The sequence below is a fragment of the Streptomyces sp. NBC_00358 genome (assembly GCF_036099295.1).
Classification (GTDB): Bacteria; Actinomycetota; Actinomycetes; order Streptomycetales; family Streptomycetaceae; genus Streptomyces.
Map to the genome: position 1 here is coordinate 523,049 of NZ_CP107976.1, position 16,754 is coordinate 539,802.

General features: G+C 67.4%; 19 protein-coding genes. 12 read left to right on the forward strand and 7 right to left on the reverse strand.

Annotation, left to right across the window (positions count from 1 at the left end):
• The first annotated feature begins 103 nt into the window (after positions 1 to 103).
• From OHT01_RS02060 to OHT01_RS02070, 3 genes are all read left to right on the forward strand, one after another.
• Positions 104 to 760: an HAD-IA family hydrolase gene (locus OHT01_RS02060; RefSeq protein WP_328558000.1), complete on the forward strand. Its 657-nt coding sequence runs from the start codon at positions 104 to 106 to the stop codon at positions 758 to 760.
• Between the two features lie 205 nt (positions 761 to 965).
• Entirely contained in the window at positions 966 to 1,316 is a 351-nt protein-coding gene (locus OHT01_RS02065; RefSeq protein WP_328551346.1) for a hypothetical protein, read from the forward strand.
• 290 nt (positions 1,317 to 1,606) lie between these two features.
• Positions 1,607 to 2,281 (forward strand): hypothetical protein, encoded by a 675-nt coding sequence (locus OHT01_RS02070; protein ID WP_328551347.1) that lies wholly within the window; start codon positions 1,607 to 1,609, stop codon positions 2,279 to 2,281.
• A 486-nt stretch (positions 2,282 to 2,767) separates the two neighbouring features.
• Here OHT01_RS02070 and OHT01_RS02075 read toward each other — a convergent pair whose 3' ends face one another.
• Positions 2,768 to 3,142 (reverse strand): hypothetical protein, encoded by a 375-nt coding sequence (locus OHT01_RS02075; protein ID WP_328551348.1) that lies wholly within the window; start codon positions 3,140 to 3,142, stop codon positions 2,768 to 2,770.
• A gap of 478 nt (positions 3,143 to 3,620) precedes the next feature.
• On the opposite strand from OHT01_RS02075, the gene OHT01_RS02080 reads away from it, so the two are divergent.
• From OHT01_RS02080 to OHT01_RS02095, 4 genes are all read left to right on the forward strand, one after another.
• Positions 3,621 to 4,058 (forward strand): glutaredoxin domain-containing protein, encoded by a 438-nt coding sequence (locus OHT01_RS02080; RefSeq protein WP_328551349.1) that lies wholly within the window; start codon positions 3,621 to 3,623, stop codon positions 4,056 to 4,058.
• 222 nt (positions 4,059 to 4,280) lie between these two features.
• A complete protein-coding gene (locus OHT01_RS02085; RefSeq protein ID WP_328551350.1) occupies positions 4,281 to 4,502 on the forward strand; it encodes a hypothetical protein in 222 nt (73 codons plus the stop codon).
• A gap of 402 nt (positions 4,503 to 4,904) precedes the next feature.
• On the forward strand, positions 4,905 to 6,518 hold the full coding sequence (locus tag OHT01_RS02090) for a glycosyltransferase family 2 protein (protein ID WP_405914977.1): 1,614 nt from the start codon (positions 4,905 to 4,907) through the stop codon (positions 6,516 to 6,518).
• Positions 6,515 to 7,495 carry a glycoside hydrolase family 26 protein gene (locus OHT01_RS02095; RefSeq protein ID WP_328551352.1) on the forward strand — a complete coding sequence of 327 codons (981 nt, stop codon included), beginning with the start codon at positions 6,515 to 6,517 and terminating at the stop codon, positions 7,493 to 7,495. Before OHT01_RS02090 ends, OHT01_RS02095 begins: the two co-directional genes overlap by 4 nt.
• Positions 7,496 to 7,565: 70 nt before the next feature.
• Here the strand turns inward: OHT01_RS02095 and OHT01_RS02100 are convergent, their stop codons facing one another.
• Positions 7,566 to 7,697, reverse strand: a complete 132-nt coding sequence (locus tag OHT01_RS02100) for a hypothetical protein (RefSeq protein ID WP_328551353.1) — start codon at positions 7,695 to 7,697, stop codon at positions 7,566 to 7,568.
• 73 nt (positions 7,698 to 7,770) lie between these two features.
• On the opposite strand from OHT01_RS02100, the gene OHT01_RS02105 reads away from it, so the two are divergent.
• Both OHT01_RS02105 and OHT01_RS02110 read left to right on the forward strand, forming a co-directional pair.
• Positions 7,771 to 9,144: an ArnT family glycosyltransferase gene (locus tag OHT01_RS02105; RefSeq protein ID WP_328551354.1), complete on the forward strand. Its 1,374-nt coding sequence runs from the start codon at positions 7,771 to 7,773 to the stop codon at positions 9,142 to 9,144.
• A complete protein-coding gene (locus OHT01_RS02110) occupies positions 9,141 to 9,389 on the forward strand; it encodes a transposase (RefSeq protein WP_443043351.1) in 249 nt (82 codons plus the stop codon). The genes OHT01_RS02105 and OHT01_RS02110 overlap by 4 nt, the downstream gene beginning before the upstream one ends.
• 181 nt (positions 9,390 to 9,570) lie before the next feature.
• Here the strand turns inward: OHT01_RS02110 and OHT01_RS02115 are convergent, their stop codons facing one another.
• On the reverse strand, positions 9,571 to 10,503 hold the full coding sequence (locus OHT01_RS02115) for a hypothetical protein (protein ID WP_328558002.1): 933 nt from the start codon (positions 10,501 to 10,503) through the stop codon (positions 9,571 to 9,573).
• A gap of 245 nt (positions 10,504 to 10,748) precedes the next feature.
• On the opposite strand from OHT01_RS02115, the gene OHT01_RS02120 reads away from it, so the two are divergent.
• From OHT01_RS02120 to OHT01_RS02130, 3 genes are all read left to right on the forward strand, one after another.
• Complete coding sequence (locus OHT01_RS02120) at positions 10,749 to 11,240, forward strand: hypothetical protein (RefSeq protein ID WP_328551355.1); 492 nt, start codon at positions 10,749 to 10,751, stop codon at positions 11,238 to 11,240.
• A 265-nt stretch (positions 11,241 to 11,505) separates the two neighbouring features.
• Positions 11,506 to 12,129 carry a hypothetical protein gene (locus OHT01_RS02125; RefSeq protein ID WP_328551356.1) on the forward strand — a complete coding sequence of 208 codons (624 nt, stop codon included), beginning with the start codon at positions 11,506 to 11,508 and terminating at the stop codon, positions 12,127 to 12,129.
• The gene (locus OHT01_RS02130) at positions 12,126 to 13,124 is read left to right on the forward strand and encodes a nucleotidyl transferase AbiEii/AbiGii toxin family protein (RefSeq protein ID WP_328551357.1); all 999 of its coding nucleotides are present in this window, start codon (positions 12,126 to 12,128) and stop codon (positions 13,122 to 13,124) included. The genes OHT01_RS02125 and OHT01_RS02130 overlap by 4 nt, the downstream gene beginning before the upstream one ends.
• A 279-nt stretch (positions 13,125 to 13,403) precedes the next feature.
• Here the strand turns inward: OHT01_RS02130 and OHT01_RS02135 are convergent, their stop codons facing one another.
• The 4 genes from OHT01_RS02135 to OHT01_RS02150 form a co-directional block, all read right to left on the reverse strand.
• Positions 13,404 to 13,640, reverse strand: a complete 237-nt coding sequence (locus OHT01_RS02135) for a DUF5302 domain-containing protein (protein WP_328551358.1) — start codon at positions 13,638 to 13,640, stop codon at positions 13,404 to 13,406.
• Between the two features lie 155 nt (positions 13,641 to 13,795).
• On the reverse strand, positions 13,796 to 14,524 hold the full coding sequence (locus OHT01_RS02140) for a VOC family protein (protein WP_328551359.1): 729 nt from the start codon (positions 14,522 to 14,524) through the stop codon (positions 13,796 to 13,798).
• Positions 14,525 to 14,687: 163 nt separating this feature from the next.
• On the reverse strand, positions 14,688 to 16,079 hold the full coding sequence (locus OHT01_RS02145) for an NAD(P)/FAD-dependent oxidoreductase (RefSeq protein WP_328551360.1): 1,392 nt from the start codon (positions 16,077 to 16,079) through the stop codon (positions 14,688 to 14,690).
• Between the two features lie 152 nt (positions 16,080 to 16,231).
• Positions 16,232 to 16,690, reverse strand: a complete 459-nt coding sequence (locus tag OHT01_RS02150) for an ester cyclase (protein WP_328551361.1) — start codon at positions 16,688 to 16,690, stop codon at positions 16,232 to 16,234.
• Positions 16,691 to 16,754 lie beyond the last annotated feature (64 nt).

Below are 16,754 nucleotides of genomic sequence, written 5' to 3' on the forward strand. Positions count from 1 at the left end.
GTGTGACCAAGGAACTGGGGCAAAGAACTGTCCCGCAAACTGCCTGCTCAGGGACCGATGGCATGATCGAAGCGTGATCAGTGAATCCGGTCGATCCGGTGCGATGAGGTATGTCCTGTTTGATGTTGATGGGACGTTGATCGACGCCGTGGAGAATCAGCGCCTGGTTTGGCGAACGTGGGCAGAGCGATATGGGCTGGACCCCGATGAGGTCTACCGGGTGGCGCTGCGGACGAGGCCGCTGGAGACCTTCGCGCAGGTTGCTCCGGACCAGGATCCCGGGGAGTGTCTTGCCGCACTGCATGCGTTGGAGGATGAGGACGTCCGTTCCGGTTCCTATGCGGCCTTCGGTGGCGCCGCGGAGCTGCTGAGTGCTCTGCGGCCCGGGTGCTGGGCGTTGGTGACTTCGAACTATGAGCACCGGGTGCGTGGACGTTTCGCACGGACGGGCCTGCCGGTGCCGGAGGTCCTCGTGGATGCGGCCGCCGTGGAGGAAGGCAAGCCGTCGCCTGTGCCGTATCTGCAGGCAGCCGCGCGACTCGGTGCAGAACCGGAGGACTGTCTGGTCATCGAGGACGCTCCTTCCGGGGTGGAGTCCGGGCTGCGTGCCGGGATGACGGTGTGGGGTGTCAACGCCCCTGCGGCGGTGGACGGCGTGCATCGTCACTTCGGCAGCCTGCGCGAAGCGGTCCGCGACATCCTTGCCTTCGTGTCCGGACCCCGCCCTCACGGGCCGGATGGACCAGCCACGGTGGAATGATCTTGACATGGCTGGTGTGATCACGGCGTCGGAGCCGTCTTGGGACAGTCCCGCTCTCCGGGCTGAGCCCGCGCCAGTTCATGAAACCGGTGACGGCGCTGCGTCGCGAGGCCGCCCTCGACGGCCGAGGCGGCTGAGACGGCTGCCACCCGACCTGCGGCTACGCATCTTGCTCAGAGCGCCCACAGCAGTCGATCATTCTTGGATGAGACCCGAAGTTCAGGCCTTTGTCGCCGACGGCCCCCTCCCCGACTGGGACACCGACGAGGAGGAGATCGTCGACCGGCGATTCAGACAACTCAAAGCCATCTCCGCGCCCGTCACACCCGACGAGGCACATGCGCTGGCTGCCTGCTTCGGCCCCGACGACTGCTACGGCGTCGCCTGGTCCCTGCTGCACCTGATCGAGACCAGCCCAGGCCCTCTGCCGCCGGTGACACGCCCGGGCCCCGACGCCGACGCCTGGCATCACACGCTCTGGAACCGCTGGGGCAACCACGGACCCGGACTCACCGACGAGGACTTGACCCCTCAGGTACCTGAGGGGTCTGACTGAGGGCTGTCCCGTTCACCGGGCTGAGCTCCCGCCTCTTCGAAAAGCTGGTGACGGTTCTGGGGCGCGACGGTGCGGCATGTGTCACGGCAGCGCCCGTCGTCTTCCGGGATCACGGAGCTGGAGCTGAGGCCTGTTCCCCCAAGTCGCCCCTCCCTCCGCTCGGTTGGACCTTGAGGTGAGTGAGGACCATGGGCAGGGAGGCGTGCGTTTCCGAGTTGGTCCCGGGGCTGTCAGTGGTGTCGCCTAGGATCACCGGCGATCGAGGGTGGGATCCGGTGAGTGGGGGTGTCATGAGTTTTGATCTTGCGGCGTGGTTCGAGCACTCGCGTCCGTCGCGCGCGGAGGCCGTGCAGAAGTATCGGCTGATGTGCGAGGGCGTATCTGGAGTGGCTGTCGGGAGCCCTGCTGTGGCGAGGTTCCGTGCGGCCCTGGTCGCCGAGTTCCCCGAGGCGCCGGCTCCAGATGCACTCTGGTCGGCCGGCTTGGACCGCTCCGAGGAGTGCGTGCTGATGCCGATGGGGTGGAGCCGTGCGGCAGAAGTGGCTCCGCGCATTGTCGACCTGGCCGGTGAGTACGGGTTGGTCTGCTTCGATCCCCAGGACGGGGTGGTCCATGTCCCGCCCGGCCTGCGGAGACCCGACCCGCTGCTGCTGCAGTCGTGCGTCGGTCTGCGGGTGCAGGATCCGGATGCCGAGACCGTTGAGCGGGCGGTGCGTCGCCTGTCTGCGGACAACTGGTTCGTGATCCTGGAGGCGAGCGAGGGCCGGTATGTCCAGGTCGGGACCGGGTCGCGTGCGGGTGTGGCAGCGGGCGGCTTCGGAGTCGAGCACCGTGATGGTTCGCCTGATCGTCACTACCGCTGTGTGCTGCCCGACCTCGACCAAGTCGTCGCTGTGTTCGCGGACTTCACGCGCGGTGCTCAGGCCTGGAGCGTGGAAGCGAAGTGGGAGAACTTGTCGATGTAACCGATAGGCCCTCACGGTAGCCGACCGGAGGCCGACGAGCCCGTGCGGTTGCCGTTCACCGACGGACGGTCGGTACGGCCGCGGGATGGGATGGGACGGGACAACCATGTCCTGGCCACCTTGCGTGAACTCGGCGATGCGAGTTGCGGGACGGGGATGACCAGCGAGGGTCGACAAGTGTGGGCCGTGCTCGACCTGGCCGTCTGACCGTCCCCACCTCGCCCGCAGTCGTTCCGCGGCAAGAGTGGGAGGCCGAGGAAATGGGGCGTGCCCGGAGGGTGACGGCTGGTGGGCGCGTGAGAGGGCTGCGGGTTCGACCGGCGCGGTTGGTACGTCGCCTGGATCGGCAGTGGCAGCGGCAAGGCGTCTGGTCGTCAACCGACGTGGCCTGCCTTGCCGGTGGTGTCGGTACCGGCCGGAGCGCATCCGTGCGGGTCGGCCATGTGCGGGGTGGGCGGGCGTGCACGGGGCACGCCCGCCGCGGGGTCAGCAGGTCGCGCTGCTGGAGATCCGCACTCCGTTGATGGTGAGGCCGGGGCTCATCACGGTGGTCGTGTTCGGCTCGACGCAGAGCGTGCCCGCGTTGCTGCGCAGGTAGGCCACATCGTCGTTGCGGGTGTTGAGGACGACGTAGCCGTCGCGGGACGTGACGTCCTGGAACCCGCTGGTGACGACCTGGAACTTGGCGGCGGGGTGGCCGGCCGTGACGGCGGCCTGGTTCACGTAGAAGCAGACGTACGGGTACGCGCAGCCGTGCTGGACCGGCTCCGCGCTCGCGGCCGGAGCGCCGGCCATGGACGCGACCGCGACCGCACCGGCGACAACGGCGAGGTTCGCCGCCTTACGGATGATGGAGTTCATTGGTCCCCCCGGGGATTCGATTCGGTTCAGGTTGATCGGTAAGCGGTGTCCGACCGCGGGGAGAGCGCACGCCGTACGAGCACAGGTCAGGGTGTCGGAGGTGTTCGCCGTCTTCCGCGGCGACAAGTCCGCGCGGGAAAGGATCTCACAGGTCGCACATGTGATCGACCGTCATGATGCTTGCGACTACGGCGACTTCGTGTGGGTGTGGGGCAGACGAGCTTTCCCGCAGACTTCGGCGTCACCCTGCCGGCCACGGGCTTCGGGCTGCCTGGTGACGGGCTTGCGCGTCACGCGATCCGTGCGCATCCGCCCGAGGACCTCTCTGCCGGCAGTCCCTCCAACAGATGGGCCGTGCGCGGAGCTTCGTAGCCGACGGAACACATGATCAGAGGAAGGTCGCTCCAGTGTGCGGTGAACTCCCGGGTGAGCGCCCTGGTTCGAGGAGCATTTCGACTCGTCGATAGCCTGCGTCATCATGACACGCACTTGGATGTTGCCGATGCTGCTCGTGCTCTTCGGCTCGGCCGCTGCGACCGGGCTGGTCCTCAGCGGGAGCCCCGGCGAAGCCGCAGTACTCCTGGCGGTGTTTGTGATGCTCGCGGGCGTGAACTCGCCTCTGGTCTTCCCGAGATCGATCGGTGCGTCGGAGGCACAACGCCGCACCGCGGTCGACGGCCGGCCGGTCGTCTACTGGCGTCCAGGCTGCACGTACTGCCTGCGGTTGCGCTTCCGGTTGGGCCGCGGTGCCCGCCAGTTGCATTGGGTCAACATCTGGCGTGACCCGGCTGGAGCGGCAGCGGTGAGGGCAGCCAACGATGGCAACGAGACCGTGCCGACCGTCGTCGTGGCGGGCCGACCGCACACCAATCCCGATCCTGAATGGGTGCGCGAACAGCTCTCCCCTTCCACGTGATCGGAAGCGGCGCCACTTCGGGGAGGCGCTATCGGGCACCCTCAGGCACCGGTAGGCACCGGTAGGCACCGGTAGGCACCCCGAAAGATCGTCGGACCGAGTTCAAAAGACAAGGTGAGCGCCTGTTTCTCAACGTGTGCCCGGGCGATGCCTTCGATCGGGTGGTGGCTACACTCGCCGACGCCGTGATCGCACGGACCCACGGAGTGGAGGACCCCGAGGATGCAGAATCCGTTCAGGGACGGCGGTCCGCTCGACATCACCGTGGGACTGCTCAGTCTGCTGCTCTCGACCGCCCTGCTGTGCAAGGGCATCCAGATGGCCCACGACGGGGCTTCGTGGTGGTGGCCGCTGACGGCAGGGGTGTTGGTCGTCCTCGGGTTGCACGGCTTGCGTGGCCGGTACCGGCGCCGCCGGCCGAAGGGCCGGAGCAGTCTGCTGTAGACGTCTCAGTCGGCCGTGACCCCAGGATCCCCCTGAACGTCATCAACAGCGTCCAAAGCCTGAGCCGGAACCTCGGTGTGGGAGTCGTTGGGATCGTCTCCCAGCGCAGTCGGCTCGCTCCACCCGACGGAGCGGGGAGACGCAAAAGCTCCCGGGCGCAACAGACATGAGCAGAAACCGCTCGCTCTCCCTCTCTTCATCTCAAGTGATTACGAAACGAACGCCCGCCGACTACGCCGAAGCCCTGGTCCTCACCCTGGAGGAACAACGCTGAAGACGCTCATTATTTCGAGTTAACCGTCACTACCTTCGACGCGTCATCCGTGGTGACCGCAGGTCTCAACCTATGGTTCCGGCATATTGACCTCGACCCCTACGAGGCGGTTGGTACGGGAGACTTGCATGAGTTCAGTTGAAGCCGTCCGTGCGGTACGGTCGGCCGCACAAAATCGACAGGCCCTTGACCGACATCCCTGTGGATTGAGCAACTCGGACCTGTTGCCGGCACCGCCGTCGGATTTCGAGAAGTATTCCTATGTCGGCCGCCGCCTACGGGTGTTGACAGTTGCGTCACTGGTGAGCGTCAGCTGCCTCACCTTGAGCCAGTTGCGACTCTTCTCCTCGGCGCCACTTCTGCGGTTCTTCTATCCGTTTCTGGCATTCACCGTCCTCTACTACTTGATCTCGCTTTGGGTGAACCTGTTCAGCCGTGATTTCGACCTCTCACGCCACCAAAAGCTCGTGGGTGCCTGGCGCCCCGATGTCTACCCGTCGGTCGATGTCTTCCTGCCGGTGTGCGGCGAGTCGGTCGAGATCCTGCACAACACCTGGACCCATGTCCGTGCGCTGGCGGCCCACTACCCGGGGGTCTGCGAGCCGTTCGTCCTGGATGACTCGGCCAGTCCTGAACTGCGCTCCATGGCTGATGAGTTCGGATTCCGCTATGGCACCCGCAGCAACCTGGGTTGGTTCAAGAAGGCCGGCAATCTGCACTTCGGGTTCGAGCAGACCCACGGCACGTACGTCCTTATTCTCGACGCCGATTTCGCCCCGCGCGCGGATCTGCTCCACGAACTTCTTCCGTATCTGGCGGAAGACGAGCGTCTCGCCATCGTCCAGTCCCCTCAGTACTTCCGTGTGCTGGACGCTCAGAACTGGATCGAACGTGGTGCCGGCGCCGTCCAGGAGCTTTTCTACCGGGCTGTCCAAGTCTCCCGGCAGAGCAACGACGGGGCTATCTGCGTCGGAAGCTGCGCCGTCTATCGACGGACGGCACTGCGTGAAAACGGCGGCACTACGCTCGTCGAGCACTCGGAGGATGTCCACACAGGGTTCGACCTGCGGAGTCTCGGATGGGATCTGCGCTACGTCCCGATCGCACTGTCGGCAGGCGTGTGCCCCGATAACGCGGATTCCTTCTTCCGTCAGCAATACCGCTGGTGCGCCGGCTCGATGAGCATGCTGTGCAGCTCCAAGTTCTGGCGGGCAAAAATGCGGATCTCAAGCAGGCTTTGCTACCTGTCGGGCTTCCTCTACTACATCCACACGGCCCTGTTCACATTCGTCGCTCCCCTCATTCCGATTCTGCTCCTGCTGGCGTTCCCGGACAAACCCTCCGCGGAGACCCTGTGGCTGGTCTTGCCCAGCGTCTTCTACACGACCACTGTCTTCCCTCTGTGGCACAAGGTTCCCTACCGCCTCGAGGCCTGGGCCGCGCGGATGATGTACGGCTGGGCGCACACCTTCGCGGTCTGGGACATCCTGCGTGGGCGGCAGCGGCATGTGGGCTGGCAGGCAACCGGTTCTTGCAGCGCGAAGCTCAGCGGCACCAAGCGGCATCGGATCGGCATGTGGTCGTGGGGCGGCGGAACCGCCCTGCTGTGGGTCGGATCCGCCGCATGGCGCACACTCACCCTCGACCCCGTCAACTTCGTCATGCTCCTCTCGTCCGGACTCTTCTACGCTGCGGTCGTCGCGAGAGCCCTGCTCCAGCCTCGTGCGATGGGAACTCCATGACACGCGCCCTTGCCGTCGTCGCGCTGATGTTTCTCACGGCCTTCGTACCCGCAGCGTCCGCCTGCGCCCCAACCGCAGCAGGCCACCATGGCGGTGCCGTGGCGGCTGCCGATGCCTCGCCCTACGACGTAGGCCCGCTGTTGTACCCGCCGAAGAAGTACTTCGGAGTTTCCCGGCCCAAAGCCCCACATTCCATGGAGCCGGTGCTCGACTGGGCTCGGAAGGTCGGCAAACAACCTAACTTGATCGTCTATTACGTGGGCTGGGGCGACAGTTTCGATGCCTCGGGCACGCGCAACGCCTGGAACTCGGGGGCGATGACACTCGCCTCCTGGGAGCCGCACGGCACGACACTCGCCCGCATTGCCGACGGTGCGTCCGACAGCTATCTCCGGGAATACGCGAAGGCGGTCCGGAGACTGAACATCCCGATCGCCATCAGCTTCGCGGACGAGATGAACGGCGACTGGGAGGAGTGGGGAACCACCGAGACCACGCCACAGGAGTACGTCAGAGCCTGGCGTCACGTCCACGATGTCTTCGAGGCTGCCGGGGCCACCAACGTGATCTGGACCTGGTCACCGAACATCGTCCAGCCAGGCACACACAAGGATTTGAGCCCCCTCTACCCCGGCGACGCGTACGTCGACTGGGTCGGTCTGATCGGCTACTTCACCGACTGGGACCCTCACACCTTCGACGGCCTGTTCGGAACGACCCTGACGGAGATCGCACGCTTCAGCCGAAAGCCGCAGCTCCTCCTGGAGACCGCCGCCATGCCCGGCCGACACCGCGTTCAAGACGTGCGTGCCCTGTTCCACGGAGTCACCGCCTCCCCCGGCCTCGTCGGGTTCGCCTGGTTCGACCACAAGGCGCGCGCCGACTGGCGGCTGGACGCGAGCCCGCAGAGCGCCGCGGAGTTCCGGCGTCTGAGCGCCGATGACCTCTACGGCTTCGACGTGCGGAGAGTCCGATGACACCCACGCAGCACGGTTCCCAAACCCTCTCCCCCACCCCCGCGCAGGTCGACGACCACCACGCGCCGGCTCACCGCCTGCCGAAGGCGCCCACGGTCGCCTGGAACTCGGCCGGATGCCGACGGCGCACCTGGATCAGCCGGACCGTCCTGCTGACGATCCTGGCGTTCCAAGCGGCACTCTCACTGAGACTGTCGAACACGGCGTTCCAGGACGAGGCTCTCTACCTCACAGCCGGTCGTGCCGAAGTGAGCCACCTGCTCCACGGGACAGCGGTGCAGACCAACTACGCCGCGTACTTCTCCGGCTCGCCACGTCTGTACCCGGTACTCGCGGCCGTCGTGGACAGCCGATTCGGACTGTCCGGCGCGCGCGTGCTCAGCCTGTTCTTCATGCTGGGCACCACTGCGCTGCTGTACTCGTTCACGCGGCGGCTCTTCAACGAGCGGGCGGGGCTGGCCGCCGCAGGCCTGTTCTCCGTGCTGCAGTCGACCATCGTCATGGGGTACCTCGCGACCTACGACGCACCCGCCGTGTTCCTCCTGGCATCGGCCACCTGGATCGTCGTGCGCACCGCTGGGATGTCCGCTCCGACTGTGCTCCTCGCCGTGCCCGTCGCCGTCCTGGCCGTCGGTGTGAAGTATGCGGCCGGCCTCTACCTGCCCACCATCGTCGCACTGGCCCTGCTCACCGCACTGCCGCATCGGCGCCGCAGCGCGTTCCTTCGGGCTTTGCTGCTTGTGCTCGGTGTGAGTGCTCTGCTTGTGCTCGGCATGTACAGCACCGATCTGTCGGCAGGAGTGCGCCAGACCACGACCAACCGTGAACATGGTTCCGACGGGGTCGTGTTCCTGCTTGAGCAGTCGATCGCGTGGGGCGGACCGCTGTTCCTCGCAGCAGTCGCGGGCGGGATCTCGTACGCCCGGCGCCATCGCTTGCACGAGTCACCGCTCGCTCCTGGGTCGAGCGGCCCGGGACGCGTACAGCGGTCGTTGCTCGGGGCGCTGATGTGCGCCACAGCGCTGCTCGCGCCCGCGTATCAAATGCACCTGGGGACGGTCGTGTCGCTGTTCAAGCATGTCGGCTTCGGTCTCCTCTTCGCCGCCCCGATGGCGGGCGTGGGCCTGACGCGACTGGTGGGCGCGCACTTTCGCCACACCCACCTCGGCATCGCCCTGTGGTCGGCGACGCTGTGCATCGGTATCTCGCAGGCAGACTGGCGCTTCGCAAGCTGGCCCGACTCCTCGACGATGATCCGAACGATCTCCTCCCACGTGAACCGCGAGGGCCACTACCTCAGCTCAACGCCCGAGGTACCCGTCTACTACCTGCGTGACAGGACGACTCACCGCCAGTGGCAGAGCGTTTTCGGTATGGAGTACACGGACGGGCACGGCGTCCGCCACACCGGCACCGATGCCTACTGGAAGGCGCTGCGCAACGGCGAATTCGACCTGGTCGTCCTCGACGGGTTCACCAACCCGCGGGTGAACGGCGTCATCACGGACGCGCTGAAGGGAAATCCGCACTACCGCCTTCTCGCCGCCCTGCCTTTCCACAACGCCAGTAACGACGTCCGGCCCCACCTGCTGCGAACCGTGCCTTTCGTCGAGCACAACGGCCACTACCGGATCTGGTTGAAGCGATGAGTCACTTGACCTGGCAGCGGCCACGGGCGAGGGCCTTCGAGACCCTGCCGAAACGGTGGGTGATCGAGGGGACCTGCGGCCGGCTGACGCAGCACCGCCGACTCGCACGGGACTACGAAGCCCTCCCACAGAGATCCCGCACGGTGATCGACTGGGCAATGGCTGACGAAATGTCCTGCGAACTGACGGGAGAATCCACGCCAACCTGGCGAATTGAAACGGATATCCAGTACTCATCGGCCTGAACACGGATCAGATGCCCTCTTTGACGTGGCGGTTGGAGTCGGCATCTGATGGGCGGTCGAGTGGTGGCGCCAGTGGTGTCATGGGCAGTACGGCGGTGGGGGTGTCGGCGGTTCGCATGAGCAGTAAAAAAACACCCCGCGCCCCGCAACGGGCGCGGGGCGCGGGGCGCGGGACGTGTTGTTACTGCACGTCGACGTAGTCGCCCGCAGCGTTGACCGCCGGGGTGGTCGAGGTGCCCGCGAAGCTGTAGCGGTAGTAGCCGTCGACCGAGGCCGTGACGGTGGTCTTCAGCGAGCCCGTCGAGCTGCTCTTGACCGTCTTGAGTGTGGTGTAGGTGGTGCTGGACTTCTTGCGGAACTGCAGCTTCACCGATTGGTTGGTGTAGCCGTGGTACTCCAGGTCGTCCCAGTTGGCACGGGAGAGCAGGCCGGTCACCGTGACGGTCTTGCCCTTCTTCACCGGCTCGGGGGAGGCGTTGACCGTCAGCTTGGAGTAGCGCTGGAGCTGGGCGGTGCCGAGGTTGTCCTGGCCGACGAAGCCGACCTGGCTCAGGTCGATGTCGTCCGACTCCGGGTCCTGGCCGTTGAAGTCGATCGCGTAGCCGTCCGCCTTCCACGTCGTGGCGTCCGTGTTCATCAGGTCGAAGTACGGGTCGATGTCGATCGTGCCCGTGCAGGTCGCCTTCGTCGCGGAGGTGGCGGTGCAGGTCGGCCAGTCGGCGCCGACCAGGTAGTTGTCCGGGTCGTAGTAGTCGCCGCGGTAGAGCTCGACGTCCACGTAGACATCGGGGTTGTCGAGGTCGAGGTCGGCGGAATGCGTGACGGTGTAACTGACCGGGGCCGAGACCAGATTGGAGATGCCGACCGCGATCGGCTTGCCGTTGTTGATCTTCACATTGGAGAAGGACAGATCGAGCGGGTACGGCTCGCCGTCCTCGCCCGTGGACCCGGTGAAGGGCGTCTTGCCTTCGGCGGCTTCGCGCGCGGCCTGGGCGGACTTCACGACGTCGTCGTGGCTGAACCGGTGGTCGCCCGTCGCGTGCGCGGCCGGGACGGCCAGAGCGGAGAGGGCCAGGGCGCCGGAGACGGCGGCCACGGTGGCGCGTATGTGCATGTGTTCCTCTGGTGCGGTCTTGATGATCAGGGAGCCCGGGGGCTCGGTGATCATATGCATGAGTGTGGCCAAAGCCTGTACAGAGGGTGTGGAAAGTGTGGAGCCCCTCCCGGGGCGCTCAGCGCACCCGGGCTCCAGGACCCGGCGACACGGCCCCTGCGGTGTGGTGATACGTGGCGATTCCTATGGCTTTGGTCATGGAAACCGGCGTGCGTTCGAGCCCGAGGTGGGGTCAGCATTGCCTGGTGCCGGAGCTGCTGTGGGATGACGTGAGGGACTTCTTCGACCTTGAGCGGGAGGGGTGCCTTCCGGATGTGTGGGTGACGGGGACGGGGGTTGAGGACTGGCAGGCTGTCCTCGATCTCATCGTTGCGAGTGGCTGGCGGAGCGAGTACTCCGAGGGCGGTGTTGTCATGCCGCTGCCGCGTGCCGGGGCGGTGCTGTCGCGGCCTGCTGATGCCGAGTGTGCGGATCTGCGGGTCTGGCCGACGCCGGATGTGTCGACGATCTTTCGGTTGGAGTCGGCTGAGGAGATCGGCTTTGACGTGGACTTGCGGGAGCTGCAGGGGCAGGAACGGCTGGACGTGTTGTGCGGATTTCTTCGTGCGATCGGGGGCCGACTGGGCAAGCCGGTGGTGATGACGCCCGAGGGCGACTGGGAGCAGAAGCATCCCGTGCTCGGGTTCGACGTCGAGTCCGACCGGGTGGTGCTGCTGGCGGAACCGCCGATCGGCTGACCGTTGCCGCTTGACGTGTTCGCGGGGATACGAACCGGCCGGGCTCGGGACGATCGGTGTGCCGCCTCGGTGCCGGGAACGGTGACGTCCTGCTCGTCAGGCCGGCGACCGGGTGCCGACCTCCTCGCTCGGGCAGGCCTCCGCGAACAGGCACAACGCTGTCCGACTCGCCTTCGGTAACGCGCCCGGCCGTCGTTTCCTCGTCCCGCGCGGTTCCGTCCGTTCACGAATAGGTGTGAGGGGCCTGGTCTGGCAGGATCCGCGGGTGTCCGCTTCCCTGTACGAATCGCATGTGACGGTCCGCTGCGCCGACCCCGACGAGTGGCCGCGGCTGCAGCGGTGGGCGGCCTCGGGTGGTCTGAAGCTGACGCATATCGTGCTGGCGCGCGGCCGGATGCGCGATCAGCCCATGCTCACGCTGTCCGGTTCCTCGTCGTACGTCGAACAGGCCGAGCGAGTGCGGCACGTCGTGGCGAGGCTTCAAGGGGACGGTTTCGAGCCGGTGCGGGTGAAGACCGAGTGCACGCCGTGGGCCGCGGAGGTACCGGTTCGGCTCGGCGGGGACGACGAACGATACTTCGAGCATCACGTGAAGCTGCTGCTCGACCCAGACACGGACCTGGCCGCGCTCGCGGCCCGGACGGTGCCGCACGGCGCCCATCTGTCGTGGAACGCCCTGCGGGTCCGGGCCGACGCACGGCACGAGCGGTTCGTGACACAGCGGTGCCGCGGAGTGGGCGCCGACGGAGCGGGGCGGGCGCTGGAACGATTGCTGACAGAGCTGGGCGGGTTCGTGGTGCTGGGCGTGGAGCGGGAGTTCGTGCTCCATGACAGTGACCTGTCCGTGGACGACGGTTGGATCGCGGATCCTGTGGGGGTACGGACATGAGTGGGACGGCGTGGGACGGGTTCGGCTGGCGGAGCACCGAGCTGCCCCGGGAACCGCTGGACGAGGCCACCCGCAGGGCGCGGGACCTGCCGAAGACGCTGCAGTCGGTGCCAGGGGACGACGTGGTGCAGCGCCCCGTCTTCGACCCGTCGCTGAAGCACCACCAGAACGCCTACCGCGCGACGGATCCGCGTTTCGGGGATCCGGCGCGGGGCGAGACGTGGCGGGCGGCCCGGCGCCGGGCCCTGCACCTGGTGCTGGACGCGATCGCCGCGTCGCAGTGGGAGAACGCCCTGGTGCTCAGGGGCAGCGTTCTGATGTCGGCGTGGTTCCCGGACGCCGCCCGGGAGCCCGGTGACCTGGACTTCGTCGTCGTCCCCCACACGTGGCAGATCGACGACGACAGGACGGACCACATGCTGCGCGGCATCGCCTCGGCGGCACAGACACTGGCCGACGAGCGCGGAGGCGAGGTCGGGATCTCGGCGCGGGGCGCGGTGGCCGAGGACATCTGGACCTACGACCGGGTACCGGGCCGCCGCATGGTGCTGCCGTGGGACTCCCCCGGTCTGCCGGGCGGCCATGTCCAGCTCGACTTCGTATTCAACGAGCGACTGCCCGAGTCACCGCAGCCGGCGGAGCTGCCGGGCGGCACGGTCGTGCAGGGGGCCACGCCTGAACTGTCCCTGGCCTGGAAATTGATGTGGCTGGTCAACGACATGCACGCCCAGGGCAAGGATCTGTACGACGCCGTGCTGCTGGCCGAGCGGCATCCGCTCCGCTACGGACTACTGCACGAGGTGTTCCGGCTGTCGGGCGAGTGGCCGAATTCGCACCGCGAGAGCATCCTGCTCGACGATGTGACGCAGGCGGTCGGGTACGTGGAGTGGGACCACTTCGTCACCGAGTACCCGCAGTTCAAGGATGCCGAGCGGGAGTACGCGGACCGGCTCGTACGGGCCGTGACCAGGACGTTCGAGGCGGCCGCCGACTGATCCGGGCTCGGTGAAAGCCCTGAGACCCGGGGAGCAGCACTCACGGACCGGTCCGTAGGGCTTCCGAGCGGCCGGTGGAAAATCGCCTGCTCTGCCGGACACGCTCTGCGACCTGTCGGTCCGGTGCGGGAGGGAACCTGCGGCAGGCGGTATCCCTACACATGGTGATGCCGCCGCCGGAGGCCTGCAGGCCGTCAACGGAAATGCCGCCGGAGGCCTGCAGGCCGTCGCAGGGACCGCCTGGTGCTGCCGAGCCCCCGCCTGAGGCCGCTGTGGGACTCAGCCACCGCTCTTTCGACGGAACGACCGCTGGCTCGCCGCCGGACCATGCGCACCATGGACCTTCGACCTGTTCGTGCTCGCAGCGAGGTCTGCGGCGTCCGCCTGCACACCACGCTTGCGCGCCAAAGCCTCCCGGAACTTACGCTTCAGATCGTCGTGACCATCAGCGTCGGGCGAGGGAGCATCGCTCTCACCCTCAACCGGCTCCTCCGGCAATGAAGACTCTGCAGCCATAATGACCTCCAGGAACTCAGCAATGGGAACCACAGCTTGTCACGACAGGCACCCCACCCCGAACCACGCACCGTGACGTGACCTGCGGGGACCCCCCGACGGCGGGTTTCACAGGCTCACGCCCATGAAACACGGTCCACCGGACGTCTGCCCCGCTACCGGGGCCTCTGCACGGAGAACTCGTTGCCGTCGGGGTCCAGCATCAGCACCCGGCCGCCGTCGTCCATGTCGGTGTCAGTATCGGTGCGCGTCGCGCCGAGCGAGATCAGACGGTCGGCCTCGGCCCCCCAGTCCGCGTCGGCGGGCAGCGCCAGCTCGAAGTGCAGCCTGTTCGTGCCCGTCTTCGGCGCCACCGGAGGCCCGCCCCACGTGATCTTCGTACCGCCGTTCGGCGATTGGATCGCGGTCTCCTGGTCCTGGTCCCAGACCAGCGGCCACCGCAGCGCCTCGCTCCAGAAGTACCCGACCTCCCGCGTACCGTCGCAGGCCAACGCTCCGATGAAACCGGTGTCGGCGAGGAACTTGTTGCCCGCCTCGATGACGCAGAACTCGTTGCCGTCCGGATCGGCGAGCACCACATGTCCCTCTTCGGGGAGCTGGCCCACGTCGATGTGTGTCCCGCCGGATTCCAGCGCCCTGGCCACCGTCTGCTGCTGGTCCTCGGGGGAGGTGCTCGTCAGGTCGAAGTGCGCCCTGTTCTGCCCGATCTTCGGCTCCTGGCTCGGCAGGAAACGGATGCGGAACCCGGCGGCGTCAGGGGGCAGGATCGCCGCGTCGTCGTCCGGACCGTCGACCAGCTCCCAGCCCAGGACCCCGGACCAGAACCGCGCCAGACCCGACGGTCGAGTCGCGTTGAAGCAGATCGCGAACAGTTGACTGGTCATGCCCGTGCATCTCCGATCGGCTGACGGTCGATACGGCGCCTCGCCCTCCCCCGAGCGCAGCCTAGGACGGCCGTGCGGCACGGTCATCCGAGTTTCCGTCGCCGGGGATCCGGGTCCCGTAGAAGCCGGCGACCGCGCAGGTCCTTCCTTCCGGACCTGGCGGTCACGGCCCGGGAGCCCGGACCGACGGGTCGGGACCCTCTCGGCGCTTCGGGGGCGCGGAGACGGCACGGACCTCCTCCGGGGTCAGGTAGCCATCGGTTCCCTCCATCGCCTGGATCGTCGTCGGGCGACGGGCGAGAAATCCGGTACGGACGAAGTCGTCGCCCGCGACCGCGTGCAGAGCCCAGTTGGCCGCGACCCGGGTCCTGGCCACGAACGTGGGCAGCGCCAGGAGGTGGTAGCCGCGTGCCACCACCTGCGCGGCCGGCCCGCTGAGCGGGATGCCGAGCGGCCGGGACACCGACCCGAAGCCGCCCAGGTCCACGACCAGGCCCAGGTCGCGGTGCCGGTAGGGACGCAGCCGCTGACCGCGAACCCGCGCGGCGACGTTGGTACCCGCCGTCCTGCCCTGCCGCAGCGCGTGCTGTGCGGTGGGCGGGCAGATCGCGTCTCCGCCGGTGGCCAGGTCGGGCACGGCGGCGGCGTCGCCGACGGCGAACACACCGTCAAGTCCCGCTACCTCCAGCTCGGTTGTGACAGCGAGCCGTCCCCGTACGGTCCTTGCCTCCATCGAGGCGATCAGCGGGCTCGCCGCGATCCCCGCGGTCCACAACAGTGTGTGCGTGGCCATCCGACGACCGTCGGTGAGGACCACTTCGCCGGGGCCGGCCGAGGCGACACTCACGCCCAGGGTGACCTCGATCCCGCGGCGTCTCAGCAACTCCACTGCCTTGTCGCCCAGTTGGTCGCCCAGCTCCGGCATCAGCCGCGGAGCGACATCGACGAGATGCCACTTGACCATCTCCGGACGCAGCGCCGGGTAGCGGTGTGCCGCGGCGCTGGTGAGCCGTTGCAGATAGGCGGCGGTCTCGGTACCGGCGTAGCCACCTCCCACGACGACGAAGCGCAGCCGGGCCTCCCGCTCGCGCGCGTCCTCGGTGGCGTCGGCCAGGTCGAGTTGGGAGATGACGTGGTCGCGCACGGCGACCGCCTCCGCGAGGTTCTTCATGCCGTGGGCGTGCTCGGGCACACCCGGAATGTCGAAGGACCGGGTCACGCTGCCGCTGGCCAGCACCACGAAGTCGTAGCGTTCCCGCACCACTTCGTCGGTGATCAGCCGCACCACGCACAACTTGGCTCCGGGGTCGACACCGAGCGCGACGCCGGGCACGATCCGGGTGCGGCGGAGCACCCTGCGCAGCGAGACGGCGATCGACTGGGGGGTCAGCACGCCGGCCGCCACCTGCGGCAGCAGAGGCAGATAGAGCTCGTAGCCGAGGGGTGCCACCAGGGCGAGCTCTGCTTCCTCGGGTGCGAGAAGCCGTTCGAGGCGGCGCGCGCAGGCGATACCTGCGAAGCCACCGCCGACGATCAGGATGCGCGGGCGAGTCACGATGTCGTCCTCCCAGGCCGATAGGAGCTGATCCGATGCGTCGCCATCCTGATCCGCCGACGGTGGCCCTGACTTCAGTCGGACGACTGACGGGGCCCGCCGAAGTCAGACCGTCCGCGCCACACCTACGTTGCCGACCGGGAGCAGCCGGTTCAGTCCGCGGCCGCGTAGCGGCGTCCTTGCGCGGTCGTCAGGTCCTGGGACAGATAGCCGGTCTGCTGCAGCAGGGAGAACTGGTCCTGGATGGTCCAGTTGTCGACCACCTTGCCCTCCGCGAACCGCCAGATCGACATCACGCGCACCTCGACGCGCTTGCCGCCGGCCGGTACTCCGCTGTAGTCGCCGGTCTGGGTCCCCGTCCACCGGACCCTGACCACCACCTTGTCGGCCGCCGAGATCAGGTCCTCGATCTCGGTCTCCAGGTCAGGGAAGGCGGCCAGCCGCCGGCGAACGGTCTCCAACGGGCCGCGCACGCCCACGAGAAGGCCGTCGGTCCGGAACTGCGGGCTGAAGACGTCATCGGCCATGTCCGGGTCGGTCGTCCATCCGCCGGTGAACCACCGCCGGGTGATCTCCGCGTTGGCCTGCTCCACAGCGTGGTCGCCCGTCATGACTTCTGCCTTTCCTGAGCCGGAAGCTGTTGGTACGAGCGTCGACATCGGCTCAGGCGGAAGG